Origin of the sequence: Microcoleus sp. D3_18_C2 (genome assembly GCF_036702395.1) — a bacterium.
GTDB lineage: Bacteria > Cyanobacteriota > Cyanobacteriia > Cyanobacteriales > Microcoleaceae > Microcoleus.
The window spans coordinates 17,504-34,695 of sequence record NZ_JAUBTG010000015.1 but is presented as its reverse complement, the minus strand read 5'-3'; the positions used below and the strand labels follow the sequence as shown (position 1 = coordinate 34,695).

At 44.5% G+C, this 17,192-nt stretch carries 11 protein-coding genes; 3 read left to right on the top strand and 8 right to left on the bottom strand.

Annotation, left to right across the window (positions count from 1 at the left end; all coding sequences use genetic code 11):
• Positions 1 to 393 precede the first annotated feature (393 nt).
• From cydB to QUA88_RS12100, 7 genes are all read right to left on the bottom strand, one after another.
• Entirely contained in the window at positions 394 to 1,407 is a 1,014-nt protein-coding gene (cydB, locus tag QUA88_RS12130; RefSeq protein ID WP_333056367.1) for a cytochrome d ubiquinol oxidase subunit II, read from the bottom strand.
• 8 nt (positions 1,408 to 1,415) lie between these two features.
• The gene (locus QUA88_RS12125; protein ID WP_333056365.1) at positions 1,416 to 2,858 is read right to left on the bottom strand and encodes a cytochrome ubiquinol oxidase subunit I; all 1,443 of its coding nucleotides are present in this window, start codon (positions 2,856 to 2,858) and stop codon (positions 1,416 to 1,418) included.
• A 478-nt stretch (positions 2,859 to 3,336) separates the two neighbouring features.
• On the bottom strand, positions 3,337 to 3,810 hold the full coding sequence (locus QUA88_RS12120; protein WP_333207839.1) for a hypothetical protein: 474 nt from the start codon (positions 3,808 to 3,810) through the stop codon (positions 3,337 to 3,339).
• Positions 3,785 to 4,990: an urease accessory protein UreH domain-containing protein gene (locus QUA88_RS12115; RefSeq protein ID WP_333057333.1), complete on the bottom strand. Its 1,206-nt coding sequence runs from the start codon at positions 4,988 to 4,990 to the stop codon at positions 3,785 to 3,787. The genes QUA88_RS12120 and QUA88_RS12115 overlap by 26 nt, the downstream gene beginning before the upstream one ends.
• A 310-nt stretch (positions 4,991 to 5,300) precedes the next feature.
• On the bottom strand, positions 5,301 to 6,368 hold the full coding sequence (locus QUA88_RS12110; protein WP_333057334.1) for an LOG family protein: 1,068 nt from the start codon (positions 6,366 to 6,368) through the stop codon (positions 5,301 to 5,303).
• A gap of 189 nt (positions 6,369 to 6,557) precedes the next feature.
• Positions 6,558 to 6,881, bottom strand: a complete 324-nt coding sequence (gene trxA, locus QUA88_RS12105) for a thioredoxin (RefSeq protein ID WP_006631199.1) — start codon at positions 6,879 to 6,881, stop codon at positions 6,558 to 6,560.
• A gap of 738 nt (positions 6,882 to 7,619) precedes the next feature.
• Positions 7,620 to 8,783 carry a GuaB3 family IMP dehydrogenase-related protein gene (locus QUA88_RS12100; RefSeq protein ID WP_333057335.1) on the bottom strand — a complete coding sequence of 388 codons (1,164 nt, stop codon included), beginning with the start codon at positions 8,781 to 8,783 and terminating at the stop codon, positions 7,620 to 7,622.
• A gap of 121 nt (positions 8,784 to 8,904) precedes the next feature.
• Here QUA88_RS12100 and QUA88_RS12095 point away from each other — a divergent pair, with 121 nt between their 5' ends.
• Together QUA88_RS12095 and QUA88_RS12090 are read left to right on the top strand one after the other, a co-directional pair.
• A complete protein-coding gene (locus QUA88_RS12095) occupies positions 8,905 to 9,066 on the top strand; it encodes a hypothetical protein (protein WP_333057336.1) in 162 nt (53 codons plus the stop codon).
• A gap of 178 nt (positions 9,067 to 9,244) precedes the next feature.
• The gene (locus QUA88_RS12090; RefSeq protein WP_333271875.1) at positions 9,245 to 9,418 is read left to right on the top strand and encodes a hypothetical protein; all 174 of its coding nucleotides are present in this window, start codon (positions 9,245 to 9,247) and stop codon (positions 9,416 to 9,418) included.
• 372 nt (positions 9,419 to 9,790) lie between these two features.
• Here the strand turns inward: QUA88_RS12090 and QUA88_RS12085 are convergent, their stop codons facing one another.
• Positions 9,791 to 10,108 (bottom strand): polysaccharide deacetylase family protein, encoded by a 318-nt coding sequence (locus tag QUA88_RS12085; protein WP_333233738.1) that lies wholly within the window; start codon positions 10,106 to 10,108, stop codon positions 9,791 to 9,793.
• A 535-nt stretch (positions 10,109 to 10,643) separates the two neighbouring features.
• Here QUA88_RS12085 and QUA88_RS12080 point away from each other — a divergent pair.
• Positions 10,644 to 17,144 carry an AAA family ATPase gene (locus QUA88_RS12080; protein WP_333271870.1) on the top strand — a complete coding sequence of 2,167 codons (6,501 nt, stop codon included), beginning with the start codon at positions 10,644 to 10,646 and terminating at the stop codon, positions 17,142 to 17,144.
• The last annotated feature ends 48 nt before the right edge of the window (positions 17,145 to 17,192 follow it).

Here is a 17,192-nt window from a genome sequence, read left to right as displayed (position 1 = left end):
CATCCGTGCGAGCAATCTCAAATCTTAAATCTCAAATTTCCAATTTCAAATCGCATGACGTGCGATCGCTAATCCTAAATTAGTTCCTTTGCCTACTCCGCACTATTTGCGCTATGTTATGTATAGTATGGTTGTGTAAGGAATGAGAATTAAATAACTTCCACTCTTGAAAGTGGGATGGGCTCTTATAGCCCGTCCTTTTTGGACGGGCTATAAGAGCCCATCCCACAATAACAATTAAAATTGTAAGTTATTTAATTCGCGCTCCTAAGTTCTGATGGTATCAGAAAACAATAATTTGTATTTTTTAACCACAAATATACGCAGATAAACCCGGATATAAACTTGATACTATCTGCGTATATTTGCCTACATTTGCGGTTGTATTATGCTTTATTCCCCGTAGTGACCGCCGACAACCTTACCCCGAAAAACAACATAATTGTAGATGTTGTAAAAAATCATAATCGGGATCAGAAAGCCGATGAACACAATCATAAATACCAGGGCGCTGGGCGAAGCAGCGGCTTGGTAAATCGTGATTTTCGAGGGAATAATGTAGGGAAAAACAATCAATCCTAAGCCGATGAAAGTGAGCAAAAAAATTAGAATGGTCCAGATAAACGGCGTGCGTTCTTCTTTGCTGGCGAGACTTTTCAGCAACAGTCCTACCAACAGCACTCCCAGCAAAGGAATTGTGGCAAAAACATAAACTAGCGGTTTCTCAAACAACCTGGATCTAGCACTTTCGTAAAAAATCGGAGTGGCGATCGTAATTAAAATCGCTCCGATTAAAGTTGTCACCGCCGCAATTTTAGCCGTGCGATAGTGATTTGTTTGCAGTTCGCCCTCCGTTTTCATAATTAGATAGGTTGAACCGATCAAAACATAGCCTTGAATCAGCGTCAAAGCAACCAAGATCGATCGCCAATCCAGCCAATCCCAAGTAGAACCCACAAAATGACCGGCTTCATCAACCGCAATGCCTTCGAGCACAGCACCCAAGGCAAATCCTTGAGCTAAAGCTGCTAAAAAACTGCCCGCACCAAAGGCATAATTCCAGAATAATTTGCGATTAGAATGCTCGCGAAATTCAAAGGCTACAGCCCGAAATATCAAACCAAAAAGCATCATGCAAATTGGTATATACAGCGCTGTTAAAATCGTGCCGTAAGCGAGGGGAAATGCGCCAAACAGAGCGCCTCCCATCAACACCAGCCAAGTTTCGTTCGCATCCCAAACGTTGCCCAAACTCGTCATTAAAATGCCCCGGCGTTCCTCGTCGGAAGCAGTCAGAGACAGGATTCCTACTCCTAAGTCAAAACCGTCTAGCATGACATATAGCAGGAGAAACAAAGCCAAAACTACAAACCAAACTTGCGGGAGAAAATGCTCCAAAGCTTGCATAAAATCTCCTATTGTTGTGCTTCTAAGGGACGTTGATCGGGAATGTGTTCTGCGGGTTGAGTTTCGATGGCAGGTTCATTGTCTAATCCCGGTACCGGCAGAGTTAAATTAGGCCCTTGGCGGATAATTCGGCTGCCAAAATACAAGGCACAAACAAACAAAAAGCTGTAAACAACGGCAAAGAAACTAAGAGAAGTTAAAACATTGCTGGCGGGGATGTTTGACACCGCATCAGCAGTGCGAATTTGCCCGTATAAAGCCCAAGGTTGTCGGCCGACACAGCGCACAATCCAACCCGATTCTACAGCAATATATCCCAGGGGAGCAGCTAATACCCAAGCGCGCATCAGCCAAGGTTGACTGGCGATATTTTCAGCAGAAAGTTTGCCTCGCATCCACTGAATTATACTGAACAGCATCAGTCCTAAAAAGAAGAATCCAATCCCGGACATGATGCGGAAACAATAGTAGATTAAACCCACCATCCGGGGTCTATCTTCTGGCTTCCATTCCTTCAATCCGAGTACGGGTTCGGAGAGTTTTTGTTTGAATTCCAGAACGTATCCTAAGCCGTTGGGTACGCTAATTTCCCAGTCATTTTTTTGGGCTTTTTCATTAGGTAAAGCTAGCAAAGTCCAATCGGCTGACTCTCCCGCTGGTGAAGTTTCCCACTTAGCTTCGATTGCTGCTAATTTAGTTGGTTGGTAGTGATAAACTTGTTCGGCGCTCAAATGTCCGATGTATATCTGCAAAGGTGCAACGGCGATGGCGGTGGCTATGGCAATTTTTAAAGATTTGGAAAAAAAGGCTTGGTTGCGCTGATTGAGAATGTACCAAGCGCTAATTCCCCCAATGACAAACAGCGAAGTTTCTAACGTCGCAAAAAACATATGGAGAATGCTGTTTAATGCGAACGGGTTCAGAATTGCTTGAAAATAATCGCTGACAATAAACTTGCCATTGACCATTTCTCCGCCTGCTGGAGTTTGTAGCCAAGAGTTAGCGACTAAAATCCATACTGTGGATAGGTTAGCGCCGAAGGCTACCATGATTGTAGCGAAATAATGGACGATCGGGTGAACGCGCTCCCAACCAAACAGCATAATGCCTAAAAAGCCGGCTTCTAACATAAATGCCATTGAAGCTTCAAAGCCTAAAATGCTGCCAAAAAAGTCACCAACTGCTTCGGAAAATGGTGCCCAATTCGTGCCAAACTGAAATTCCATCGGAATGCCTGAAGCTACTCCAATACCGAAGTTGAGGACGTAGAGTTTAGACCAAAAACGAGCGTGATGGTAGTAGTCAGGATTGCGAGTTTTCAGCCACATTCCTTCAACAATTACCAGATAAATTCCCATTCCCGTAGTCAGAACTGGCCACAGCATATGGAATATGGCGGTTAGCGCAAATTGCATCCGTGATAGCGCCACGGTGTTAGATAAGATATCCATCGTTATATCCTTTGCTCAGTTCAAAAGAGGTTAGCTTGCACAAATTACATAATGGACACTGGTTATAATGTAGTGTAAAAATTTATGACATTTTGTAGAGTTGGCAACTTTTAAGGTTTTATACAGATTTCGGTTGTATTTTTTTTGTATGTTAAGATAGGTAGATTCTGCTTTGTCGTTGGGTGGGGGCGGGTTTATGAGATTGTGGGTTTTAGGCATTTATTTTCGGTGAACCCGCCCCTACAAGATTTATGTTCGGTGATGGAAATATTATCTTAGTTGGGTGGGGGCGGGTTTATGAGATTGTGGGTTTTAGGCATTTATTTTCGGTGAACCCGCCCCTACAAAATTTATGTTCGGTGAGGGAAAGATTATCTTAGTTGGGTGGGGGCGGGTTTATGAGATTGTGGGTTTTAGGCATTTATTGGCAGGTTTACCCGCCCCTACAAGATTGATGTTCGGTGAGGGAAAGATTATCTTAGCGAACCGTGACCGTATAACTCAGTTTAAAGGGTTTAAAATTAGCTTTGTTTTTGGCTGTTCCGCTCAATTCAAGTTCGTAAATCCCCGCCTTGGGAAACACGATATCTGCTCCCGGTATTCCTTGATATTTTTCCGCAGAGATGGCTTTTAAAGGCGGCTGCATCAGGGGTTTATCTCCTTCTTTGCGCTCTTTCGGATAAACTGCTAATTTGCAATTACACTGCTCTAGTGGGATAATTTGACCGCCCCTGCGAGTTAGGGCAAACCACACTTTCGCAGGCTGTCCGGCGCGGGGATTGTGGTTGGGTTCTAGGTGAAAGGTAGCTGCTACATCTCCCGATACTTCGACTTCGTGCGCTAAAACTGAAATTGAGTTTAACTGCTGAGCACTGGGAATTTCTGCTTCAATTAGCAATCCCAAAAATACTAACAATCCTAAAGTTTTACTTTTGTTTGACAGGTGAAACATAGAAATTTTCTAGTGATAAAACTGACCAAAACAAGCGCGATCGCACAAACGTAACTAACACCGCAACCACCGCTAACACGGCTGTCAGCAGTTGATTGTGCAACTTCCATTCAAAACCGCCGAGATAGTGGGAACCGATGAGTGCCGCGTGTACAGCGCACAACAAGAAAGCTGGAACGCTTAACAGGTGAAGGATTCGCCACAGTTGGCCTAAATAGTTTTGAATACGATCGACACTTGTAACCGCGGCCGGCAACATCAACAGTAGCGCCGTCATCCCCGCCGCCATTCCCAACTGATGCTGCGGCAACATGAAGGACACAGCATCAAAATTCCATTTCAGCGTATGATCCAGCATATGAAACGTGTGGGCGACTGCGAGGACAAACGCGCCCACACCCAAGGCGCGGCGGTAGCGCAACAGTTGCGGCAAAAACTTGCTAACCGGACGCGCCAACAGTGCTAGCATCAAGCACAGCAGCGCTGCGTGGCCCGTAAAATCAACCATTTCATCGGTTCGCAGCAAGGTAAGAATCCCGATCGCCACCGTCACCCACCCACCCGCACGAAACAGTTGACTGCGCTTGTCCGCGCTCAATCTGCCAGCAAAAAAACTCACTCCCAGCATAGTTGGCAAGGTGCCGAGTCCAAAAGCCAGCATCGTCGCCGCACCCAAAACCGAATTTCCCGTTTCCGCCGCCTTAATCTGCGCCGCGTATAGGAAACCGCAGGGAATCAAACCCCAAAGCAAACCCAAAGCAATTGGCACCCACCATTTTTTTTGTGCCGAAAGCTTGCTCATTGCTTGTCCGACTCGATCGTGCGACATTGGGTGCAGCAGCGGCAATCTCGGCAGCAAGTTCGGTTTAATTTGCACTACTCCGAACCAAATCAGCATCGTGCCCGTGAGAAGTGCGATCGCCCGCCGAAATTCGCTGCCCGTACCTGCCAAAAGTCCGCCAGCAATTAACACCGAACCCACTCCGCCAATTGCTGCACCCACCAAAGCGTAAGCAGCAATTCTCCCCAAATTTAGCAGCAAATGAAAGCGGAAAGCAGCTAATTTATCGTTGCGGGAATTAGAAAGAGAAAACGCCATTGTCAGCGGGCCGCACATCCCCGCGCAGTGACCGAAACTGCCGAGAAATCCCAAAATTGCAATTAGCAGCAGGTCTAGCATTTTGAGTTAGTAGTCAATCGATTTTAGATTTTAGATTTTAGATTAAAGAATTGACTTGCGCGAGATAAATGCTCTTTCTTGAGGATTTTCGATTTTCGATTTTGGATTGATTCCACGGATAAATGCGGGGGTTTGTACAACCTTTGAAATTCGTGGTCAAATTTATCTCCATCAGAGGGGCGGGTTTATTTATCCCCTGAGTAAGTTAGAAATATTTCTCGTGAAACCCGCCCCAACAGACTAATGACTAATGACTAATGACTGTTGACTAATGACTGTTGACTAATGACTAATGACTGTTGACTAATAACTACTTTTTTTCTGGATGCGCCGCAGCCGGCGAAGCTGCACCCATTTGATTGATGGTAGCAATTAGCTGATAAAGCCGCCCTAAATCCCGCTGGTTGAAATGCAAAACTAGGCGCGGCAGATCGAAAGTTGCATCTCCTATTTCCGGTTCCAAAGCTTGAGTTTTTTCAATTTTTCCGGTGACGACAATATCGCTAAAATCAGTATTTAGCCGATCGACATTCTCCTCAGAAAGCTCTGTTTTCAAACGAATTACCAGTTTTTCGCGCACGTAGCGGCAGGAGTGATAAACCAGATAAAAACTACCGATCGCCTCGCAAGCGACATTTACATCGTCAGTAATCGTATACAGGCTGCGATCGTTGACTGAAATCAAGCCCCGGCCCCGCAATTGTTTTTGCACAAAATAATTCCAATCGTGCCAATAATCTCCTCCGGGTCGATCGATCAATACCAAAGGAGCCGGCCCGAACTTGCCAGTTTGAGTCAAAGTCAGACACTCAAAAGCCTCGTCCAGAGTGCCAAAACCGCCCGGAAACAGAGCCAAAGCATCGCTCTCCCGGAGAAAAAATAACTTACGAGTGAAAAAATATTTAAAATTGAGCAATTTGGGATCGCCGGCAATGAAAGGATTAGAACTCTGCTCAAAAGGTAACTGAATGTTCAGCCCAAAAGAACCTTCAGCAGTCGCCCCCTCGTTCCCCGCCTGCATAATTCCCCCGCCGCCGCCAGTAATCACCATAAAACCCTGCTGGGCCATCGCCCGCGCAAAGTCTCTGGCCATCAAATATTCCACAGATTGCGGTGACACCCTCGCCGAACCAAAAATCACAATTTTGCGAACGTGGCGGTAAGGATAAAACATCTCAAAAGCGTTCTCCATATCTCGGAGCGACGCCGCAATAATTTTCCAGTCTAGCCGATCGAGATCCTCTCCGGCCATTTGCACTATAGTAGAGAGCGATCGTTCGATCCACTCAGAGTGCTTCAACTTTGGCAAGCGATCGAGCAACTCCATCACTTCAGCTTGGAGAGACTCAAAACCTTGACCATACCCAGAAGGAATCATGAATTTTTCCGAAACGGTAACAAATTGTCGCGACTAAAAATTAAGGGGCAAGCCAAAGTTAGAAGCCAATAGCCACCAGCAAATTGCTCTGCTGGGTACTAATAACTTTTCCCGTAGCTTAGCCCCGGTTCTGAAGCGAGTTAGCTTTCGCGGCCCACAAAGAACAGCGCGAAACCCCTCGCAGTTCAGTTAAATGTACTTTTCCAGAGTGTTGGCCAGAGTAGTTTTCGGAACTGCCCCAACTACCATATCCACACGTTGACCGCCCTTAAATATCATCAGCGTCGGAATGCTGCGGATACCGTATTGGCTGGCGACGTTAGGATTCTCGTCGGTATTAACTTTTACTACCTTGACCTGCCCTTCATATTGCTGGGCAATTTCGTCTACGACGGGCGCCACCATCCGACAGGGCCCGCACCAGGGAGCCCAAAAATCCACTAGAACTGGAACTTCGCTATCGAGCACTTCCTGCTTAAAGGTAGAGTCGGTTACTTGCGCGGCTGCTGACATCCCTAGCCATCCTTGTAAATACTATTTCTCGGATAACAAGTCTAGCAAAAAGTGTAACCACTTGCGTCAATCGATTTTAGATTTTAGATTTTAGATTTTAGATTTTAGATTTTAGATTTTAGAATTGACCCCACGGATAAATACGTTCGGCAAGTTTCCTCGGATACAGGTTTTTTATTTCACCAGTCCTGAGTCTGCTTTCGGTCAACGATTTCAAGAGAAGGCTTCTGAACGAAGAAGGAAGAGGGAAGACGGTAGAAGGAAGAAGGCACAAGGTTTCTGAGGATCGCGAATTAAATAACTTACAATTTTAATTGTTATTGTGGGATGGGCTCTTATAGCCCGTCTTTTTTGGACGGGCTATAAGAGCCCATCCCACTTTCAAGACTGGAAGTTATTTAATTCTCATTCCTTAAGGAACAAGGCACTGATGTTTCCCAAGGCAGAATGCACTTATGTAGAAAAAAAATTCTCCCACCCCCAGACTCTCCCCCTCTCCCCCTCTCCGGAGGTAAAAGCCTCAGTTGTGTATCTAGTAAGCAAGAGCCAAGATTTCCGGCAAAAAAGGAACCGCCCGAACAGTAGTCCGGGCGGAGTGTGGTGTGAGGAGTGAACGGAAACATGCGTCTCCGCTTCTTCTATTGTGACATCTCCTTCTCGATAATTCCACAATATTCTGTAAATTTCGAGACTGTGGAACAAATTTTGTCAAGGTATGCTGGTATTCGATCGGTAAATCTACTTACCCATGCCCAACTGCTGAGCTTTTTGATAGACTTTACCCTCAGTCAGCAGAGAAGGAGCAATTACCACTTCCACCTGCTGCATCTCCTTAAGATCCTTAGCGCCCAAGGTGCCCATGCTAGTTTTCAGAGCTCCGAGCAAGTTGTGCGTACCGTCATCTAGTACCGCAGGCCCGCGCAAAATTTGCTCCACAGTACCCGTAGTCCCCACGCGAATGCGAGTGCCCCGCGGCAAAACCGGGCTGGGAGTCGCCATCCCCCAGTGAAAGCCGCGGCCAGGAGCTTCGGCGGCCCTGGCAAAGGGCGAACCAATCATCACTGCATCGGCACCGCAGGCAATGCACTTGCAGATATCGCCGCCGGTAATTAAACCGCCGTCAGCAATCACCGACACGTATTTGCCAGTTTCGCGATAGTAGTCGTCCCGCGCGGCGGCGCAGTCTGCTACCGCTGTGGCTTGGGGAACGCCGACACCCAATACGCCCCTAGATGTGCAAGCAGCCCCCGGCCCAATGCCCACGAGAATGCCCGCAGCGCCAGTTTTCATTAAATTCAGGGCGACTTCGTAGGTGACGCAGTTGCCCAAAATTACTGGGATCGGCATCTCTTGACAGAATTTAGTTAAGTCTAGAGGTGCGATCGCTTCAGGGGAAAGGAAAGCTGTCGAGACTACTGTTGCTTGCACAAAAAATATATCGGCTCCCGATTCAGCAACCGCCCGGCCGTATTTGCTCGCAGCAGCCGGTGTACCGCTGACGGCGGCAATCCCTCCTCCAGCTTTAATTTCTTTAATTCTCAGGTCAATTAATTCTGGCTTGATGGGTTCGGCATAGAGTTGCTGCATCAGGGAAACAAATTCGTGGTTCCCCACACTGGCGATGCGCTCTAATATTGGCTGGGGGTCGGCATAGCGGGTTTGAATTCCTTCTAGGTTGAGCACGCCCATTGCTCCCAATTCCGACAGCAAAATCGCCATGCGGACATCGACTACTCCATCCATGGCGCTGGCGATGATCGGGATTTCTCGATCGATCCCGCCAATCTGCCACTTGGTATCTGCCAAACTCGGATCGAGGGTGCGCTGTCCGGGTACAAGCGCAATTTCATCTATGCCGTAAGCTCGGCGAGCGCTTTTGCCCCGCCCAATTTCAATATTCACGCTGTTTCACTTCCACAATGTATTTAAATTAGACTAACAAAAAGTTAGCCCGCCCGAGTTTAGCTATCGCACGGCTGTCTTTAAAAAAGCTCGGCACTGATTCTGATTGTATTCTGATTATATGAAATCGAAGGGGATACTTTTCCTCAGCAACGGGCACGGGGAAGACGCGATTAACTGTCAAATTCTCAAAGCTTTGAGAGCATCTGGCGCGGATGTTGATGTTTCGGCGATGCCGGTTGTCGGTGACCACGAATTTCTTCATGTGGTACCCGCCACGTGATTTATCCGTGGAATCAATCCAAAATCGAAAATCCTCAAGCCCCCGCATTTATCTCGCGCAAGTCAATCTAAAATCTAAAATCTAAAATCTAAAATCGATTGACGGGGCTGCTTACAGCCGATCGACCGTGCCAATTATTGGGCCCACCAGTCAAATGCCGTCTGGGGGAGTTTTTTACATGAATCCCCTGTTTTTCCTCAAAGATATTGGGGCGGGGCTGATTGCTTTGACTTGGCAGCAATTGCAAGCTGTTTGGACGCATTCGCGCCGCTGCGATTTGGTGGTGGCCACGTGGCCACTGGGGATATTGTCGCCGGGGCGATCGCCCATGCCAGCAACTGCCCCTATATAATTTTTCTGTCGGCTCATTCTAGTTATTACGAGGGGCGAGTCGATTTGGGTTTAATCTTGTGGCAGTTGCTTTGCTCAGAGAAATGTCTGGCCGTTTTTACTTAGAGATGCTTTGACTGCTGCTGACTTAAACCGACAGGGTTTAAAGAAAGCTCAGTTTGTCGGCAATCCTGTCATGGACAACCTCAATTCTACGGGCAAAGATTTGCAGTTAATTCCCGCAGTTCGGACGATCGCCCTTCTCCCCGGTTCTCGCCTCCTGGAAGCCACTAACAACCTCGTTTTGCTCCTGGAACTGGTTAAAGAAATTGCTAGTAACTCTACTGTACCGATGCAGTTTCGGGCAGCTTTAGTTCCGACTTTGATGCCTGAATTAGATGATATTGCGGCGCGATCCGCATGGCAAATGCGATTTGTGAGAGTAAGAATGGTTTGCCAACTCATCTCCCCTCGCGACAATCATTTTCACGATTTCTGGATGTTTCTCAATATTGCGGCCGATTTCAAAAAAAGTTGCTTTAACTTGATAGCGGTCTAAGATATCTAAAAGCTGATTTGTATAGGGAGGATATGGCCCGTCCTCGTAGGTGAGGGCAACAACTTTCACTTCGGGATCGGCGCGGTTGATGCCGAAATAATTGTGAAATTTAGTAACTTTGATTAACAGCGATACTGCGAAAAATAACGCCATAGTGAAAAGCCGAAACTTTGGTAAATTTTTACCGATTCGCATAGCTGCACGCACTCGATCGAGAAGGAAAGTGAATGGTTGTCAGATTACCACAATTGGGGAGCTGAATCCTTAAGCTATTTTATCATTAATTATTATCCGTTCCGAAATTTTTCAGTTTGGGCGATCGCACAGTACCTAGACGCTTCAAGTGCCAGTACACTTGTACGCTACATATAATATAGCAATCCTAAATGATTCAGATAAATTTCTAGGGGTAGTGCTACCCCTACCCCCCGTGCCTACCCCCTATCTATCGGGCAACCACGGGGAGTAGGGGTCGGATTGCCCCTACAATAATTATGCAAATGATTTAGGATTGCTATATAGCGTAAGTAAGTCCAGAGCAAAAAAGCAATAATAAAAGATCGGAAGTTATAAGGGGTGTAAGGCAAGGATTTATATTCGCAGCGAGTTTACTGCTGCTCTCACCCGCTCCTAGCCATGTTATATTTATTGGTATACTTATTTTTTTTAGGCAGCAATAATTCCCAACATGATTTCACTGCCAGATATCACAATAGTCAGCCAAATCTACGAAAGTGCGAATTCCCTCGTATACCGAGGCATCCTCAAATCAAATCAGCAACCTTTGATTTTGAAACTCCTCAAAGAGGATTATCCCACACCAGCCGAACTCTACCGCTATCAGCAGGAATACGAAATCACTCGCCTTCTCAACCTAGAGGAAACGATTAAAGCCTACGAACTGCGAAAATACGATAACACACAACTCATGTTGTTGGAAGATTTTGGAGGAGAGTCCTTAAAAATCCTGCTGGATAGCCGTCCCTTGGGATTACCAGAGTTTCTCCACCTAGCCATCCAAATCACAGATGCGTTAGGCAAAGTTCATCAAAAAAAGGTCATTCACAAAGATATCAATCCATCTAACATTGTCTTGAATCCTCAAACAGGACAAATAAAAATCATTGACTTTGGCTTATCTACCATCCTATGCCAAGAGAATCCCAGCCTCACAAGTCCTAATCTTCTAGAAGGGACATTGGCTTATATATCTCCTGAACAAACAGGCAGGATGAACCGCTCACTAGACTACCGCACCGACTTTTATTCTCTCGGCGTTACTTTCTATGAACTGCTAACCAACCAGTTGCCTTTTGAATCCGTCGATGCACTTGAATTAGTCCATTGCCATATTGCCCAACAACCGAATTCACCTCATAAAATAAATCCAAGCATCCCCTTGAGTTTATCAGAAATTGTCATAAAATTAATGGCAAAAAACGCAGAATATAGATATCAGAGTGCTTGGGGAATTAAGGCCGATTTAAAAACTTGTCTGGCTCAATTGATAAATGGTAAATTTCAATCTTTTTTATTGGGATACCAAGATATTTCTCCTAAATTGCAACTCCCTCAAAAACTGTACGGAAGAGAATCACAGATTGAGTCATTATTGAGTGCATTTGATCGTGTAGCGTCGGGACAAGAAAAACAAGTAGGGGCTGGTTTAGCAAATAATCTGAGTAACCCAACGACAACTCAGTCACAAAATCTCTCCGTACAAGGACAAACTGAACTCATGCTAATTTCTGGATACTCTGGTATTGGGAAATCAGCTTTAGTTCAGCAATTGTATAAGCTCATCACTCAAAAAAGCGGCTACTTTATTGCAGGTAAATTTGACCAGTTGCAGCGCGATATTCCCTATCAAGCTTTAGTTGCTGCCTTCCAAGAATTGGTGCGACAACTACTCACAGAAACTCAAGGGCAATTACAACAGTGGCGAGAAAAGATTCGACGGGCATTAGGAAGCAATGGACAAATTATTATTGATGTCATTCCCGAAGTTGAACTGATTATTGGCAAACAGAATCCCGTCCCCGAATTACCCGCAACAGAAGCACGAAATCGGTTTAATTTAGCTTTTCAAAAATTTATTCAAGTTTTTTGCCAAAAAGAACATCCTCTCGTCCTATTTCTAGACGATCTTCAGTGGACAGACAGCGCTACGTTGCAATTGATCCAGTTGATAATGACAGATTTTACTACTCAATATCTGTTTGTAATCGGAGCTTATCGAGATAACGAAGTCACTGCAACTCATCCTGCAATGCTGACTTTATCTGAAATGAAAAAGCAGGGAGTAGTAATTAATCATCTCTCCCTTTCACCCTTAAATTTAAACCAGGTTAATGAATTCATTGCGGATACGCTGAAAACCGAGTGGGTTCCTACGCAAAGATTAGCCGAGTTGGTTTGGCAAAAAACACAAGGTAATCCTTTTTTTATTAAAGAGTTTTTCAAGTCACTTTATACAGAGCAATTGCTGACTTTTGATTTGAATGCTGGGGCTTGGCATTGGGATTTAGAGCAAATTATAACTAGGAATATTACTGATAACGTTGTTGAGTTCATGGCAGAGCAAATTCAAACCTTATCAGAATCTGCACAAAAAATTTTACGATTAGCCGCTTGCATTGGCAACCAATTTGATTTACTAACTCTTTCAATAATTAATGAAACTTCTCCAAAACAAACGGCTGATGAATTATGGAATGCCATTCAAGCAGGATTGATTTTACCCGTTGGGGATGATTACAAATTTCTGAAAACAAACAGAGAGGCGAATGACTTAAAAATTATTTATAAATTTGCTCACGATCGCATTCAGCAAGCCACCTATTCCCTAATTCCCCCTGACGACAAGCAAGCGGTTCACTGGAAAGTCGGGCAACTGTTGTTAGAAAATACCCCACCACAGGTACTCCAACAAAAGATTTTTGATATTGTCAATCAACTCAACTTCGGTATTGAAGCAATTGACATCGAGTTAGAAAAAGATAAACTTGCTCAATTAAATCTGATTGCTGGCAAAAAAGCGAAGGCATCAGCAGCTTGGAAACCCGCCTGGAATTACTTAATAATTGGTATAAATTGCTTGAGTGCAGATAGTTGGCTTTGTCAGTATGACCTAACTCTGGCACTGTATGTGGAAACAGTAGAAGCTGCTATCTTGAGTGGCCACGTTCAGGACATGGAAAAATTGGCTGACCTAGTGCTTCAACAAGCTACTTCATTGCTGGACAAAGTGAAAGTCTATGAAGTCAAGATTCAAGCCTATACAGCACAAAACAAACCGTTAGAAGCGATAGATACGGCACTTTCAGTATTAAAGTTGTTGGGTATCCGTTTTCCCAAAAAACCAACAAAATTAAATATTTTATTTGAACTGATGAAGACAAAGTTAAGTTTAGTAGGGAAGCCAGTTGAAAAATTAATCGACCTACCAGTGATGACTAATCCTGATAAACTGGCAGCAATGCGTATCCTATCAAGTATACTTTCGGCGGCCCATTTAGCCCGACCTGAATTGCTACCGTTAATTGCGTTTAAACAGGTCAATTTATCAATCAAATACGGAAATACTTCTGTGTCTTCTTGTGCCTATGCTACTTACGGACTAATTCTGTCTGGGGAAACCGTAGGAGACATTGAGACTGGTTATCAATTTGGGAAACTTGCTATCTTGCTCCTCGATAAGTTTAATACTAAAGAACTTACAGCCCGCACCATATTTATTGTTAATTACTTTGTCAAACATTGGAAAGAGCATCTTAGGGAAACTTTAAACCCTTTGCAGAATGCTTACTCGATCGCCCTAGAGACTGGAGACTTAGAATATGCAGCTTATTCAGTTTGTGTATACTGCTATCATTCCTATGTATTGGGGAAGGAATTGGCAACAGTCGAGGCAGAGATGGCAATGTACAGTAATACCCTCAGCCAACTGAAGCAAGAAACATCATATTACTATAACCAACTAAATCGACAGGTTTTATTGAATTTGATGGGACAGGCTGAAGATAAATGCCGTTTAATCGGTGAAAGCTATGACGAAACAAAAATGTTACCCCTGCATCGAGAGGCGAATGCTCAAAATCTTTGTCGCTCGGTCTATTTTTACAAGCTATTTCTCTGCTATCTTTTTCAAGACTATCAGCAAGCTATAGAAAATGCTAAATCAGCAGAAAAATATAGCGATAGCGCTGTAGGTACTATTCCTCTCTACCATTTCTACAATTCTTTAGTTTATCTGGCTATCTATTCTGACGCACCAAAATCCGAGCAAAAACTCATCCTCCAGAAGGTGGAAGTCAATCAGAAAAACATCAAGAAATGGGCGGACTTTGCTCCGATGACTCACCTCCATAAATTCTATCTAGTGGAGGCAGAGCGATATCGAGTTTTGGGGGAAAATGCTAGGGCGATCGACTACTACGATCGCGCCATTGCCTTAGCGAAAGAACATGAGTACCTCAACGAAGAGGCTTTGGCTAATGAACTGGCTGCCAAATTCTACCTCGCTTGGGGAAAAGAGCAAGTTGCCCGAGCCTATATGACAAATGCTTACTACTGTTATTTACGTTGGGGTGCAACAGCTAAAATGACTGATTTGAAACAACAGTATCCAGAACTTTTAAAGCGTTTTACGAAAGCCAATTTTTCGGATAAATCTCGCAACATCCTGTCTGATACATCTAACAGCATTTCAGGTGAAACGCTGGATTTGGCAGCATTGATGAAAGCATCTGGGGCAATTGCCAGTGAAATTGAGCTAGATAAACTCCTCACCACTTTGATGAAAATCCTGCTGGAAAGCTGCGGTGCACAAACTGGCTATCTAATTTTAGAGTCTCAAGGACAACTGCGAGTCGAAGCTTCAGGTGAGGCTAACTCAGATCGGGTGATGGTTTTGCAATCGACTCCTATAGAAACCTGTTTGCCTTTGTCGATTATTCACTATGTTGAAAGGACTCAGGAAGGATTGATTGAAACCAATGTTTCCCGTGAAGGCAGATTTACCCAAGATGCTTATATCAAAACACAGCAGCCCAAGTCTATCCTGTGCGCCCCTCTGATCAATCAAGGGCAATTAATTGGAATTGTTTACTTGGAAAATAATTTAGCAGATGGGGTTTTTACACCCGATCGCCTAGAACTAATTAAACTGCTGTCAAGTCAAGCGGCGATCGCCCTTACCAACGCTAGACTCTATACTCAGGTACAATCTACCCAAAATCGCCTGAATAAATTCCTCAATGCTATACCTCTAGGCATCTCCGTTCACGACGCCAAAGGACAACTGGTTTACGCCAATCCAGTTTCACAGCAGTTACTGAATATTCAAGATTTACCAAAAGCCGAAATCGAGCAACTCTCAAAAACCTATCACATTTATCGGGCAGGGACAGGGGAGATATATCCAGTCGAACAGTTGCCCCTGGTGCGATCGCTTGGCGGTGAAAAAGCTCAGGCGGATGACTTGGAACTCCACCACAGCGACGGGAGCATTTTTGTAGAAGCAACGAGTACGCCAATTTTCAATGAGACGGGTAATGTAGAGTACGCGATCGCAGCTTTTCAAGATATTAGCGATCGCAAGCAGGCACAAAAAACGCTGATCGAAAATGTCCGCTTAGAACAGGAAATTAGTGAGCGCAAAAAAGTTGAAGCAGAACTCGAACGAGCCAAAGAAGCAGCCGTTGCCGCCAACCTCGCCAAAAGCATTTTCCTTGCCAACATGAGCCACGAATTGCGAACTCCCATGAATGCCATTCTGGGTTTTTCGCAACTGATGAATCAGGATACCAATCTGTTAACTGAACAAAAAGAGAACCTTAACATCATTCAGCGCAGTGGAGAGCATTTATTATCTCTAATTAATCAGGTGCTTGACCTTTCTAAAGTTGAAGCTGGACGCATGACGGTATCTAAAAACAATTTGAACCTTCATCATTTTTTAGCTGAAATTGAGGATATGTTTGCCTTAAAAGCCATCGCTCAAAGCTTAGACTTACGATTTGAATGTGCTGCCGATGTTCCTAAATATATCTACGCTGATGAAATTAAGTTGCGGCAAGTGCTGATTAATTTAATCAGTAATGCCGTTAAGTTTACCGCTTTTGGAAGTGTGTATTTAAAAGTAAAAAACAAACAGGTAAAAACCCCAATAGAAGCCGAAACTAAAACAACCAACAACCCACAATCAACAACCATTACCTTTGAAGTAAAAGATACGGGAATTGGCATTGCAGTAGAGGAAATGGAGAATCTATTCAAACCCTTCGTGCAAACAGCATCCGGTCAAAAAGTGCAGCAAGGAACCGGATTAGGACTGACGATTAGCCGTCAATTTGTCCGCTTGATGGGAGGTGAAATAACAGTCATTAGTCACGGTAAAGCTTTCACCCCTGGAATGCCTCTCAAGGAATTTTTAGAAGACACAACGGGTACAACATTTAAATTTGACATTCCTGTGGGCATCGCTGATGCCAGCACAATTCAAAATCAACCCCAAAGTCGTCGCGTCGTTGCGCTAGCGCCTAACCAACCCCAATATCGCATCCTCGTGGTGGACGATCGAGATTACAATCGGCAACTGTTAGTTAAACTCCTCAAACCTGTTGGTTTTGAAGTGCAAGAAGCGAGTAACGGTATTGAAGCGCTTGCAATTTGGGATTCCTACTCACCTCATCTGATCTGGATGGACATGAGAATGCCCGTTATGGATGGTTATGAAGCCACGAAACGCATTAAAGGCACTATCAAAGGTCAAGCTACTGCTGTTATTGCTATTACTGCTAGCGTGTGGGAAGAAGAAAAGGCAGTTATTTTATCGGCTGGTTGTGATGATTTTGTGCGAAAACCGTTCCACACAGAGGCCATCTTTGACATCATGACTAAACATTTGGGCGTCCTTTATATTTATCAGGAGCAAGAGCTACCATCTCCCCCTTCTAATGTGACTGGAGAATCGTTAAATTTCACGGATTTATTAGCAGCGATGTCAAAAGAATGGATAGTAAAATTATATGAAGCAGCTATGGACGCTGATGCGGAATTAGTTTGTCAACTCCTTGAGGAGATTCCTGAATCTCACGCTTTCGAGCTTCAAACTCTCAGAAATTGGGTGACGAGGTTTCAGTTTGAGAAGATTCTCGATTTAACTGAATCCTTGGTTGGTGAATGATGATATTTTTAGGAATTACACACGGGTGGTCAGAAACCGGGTTTTTTT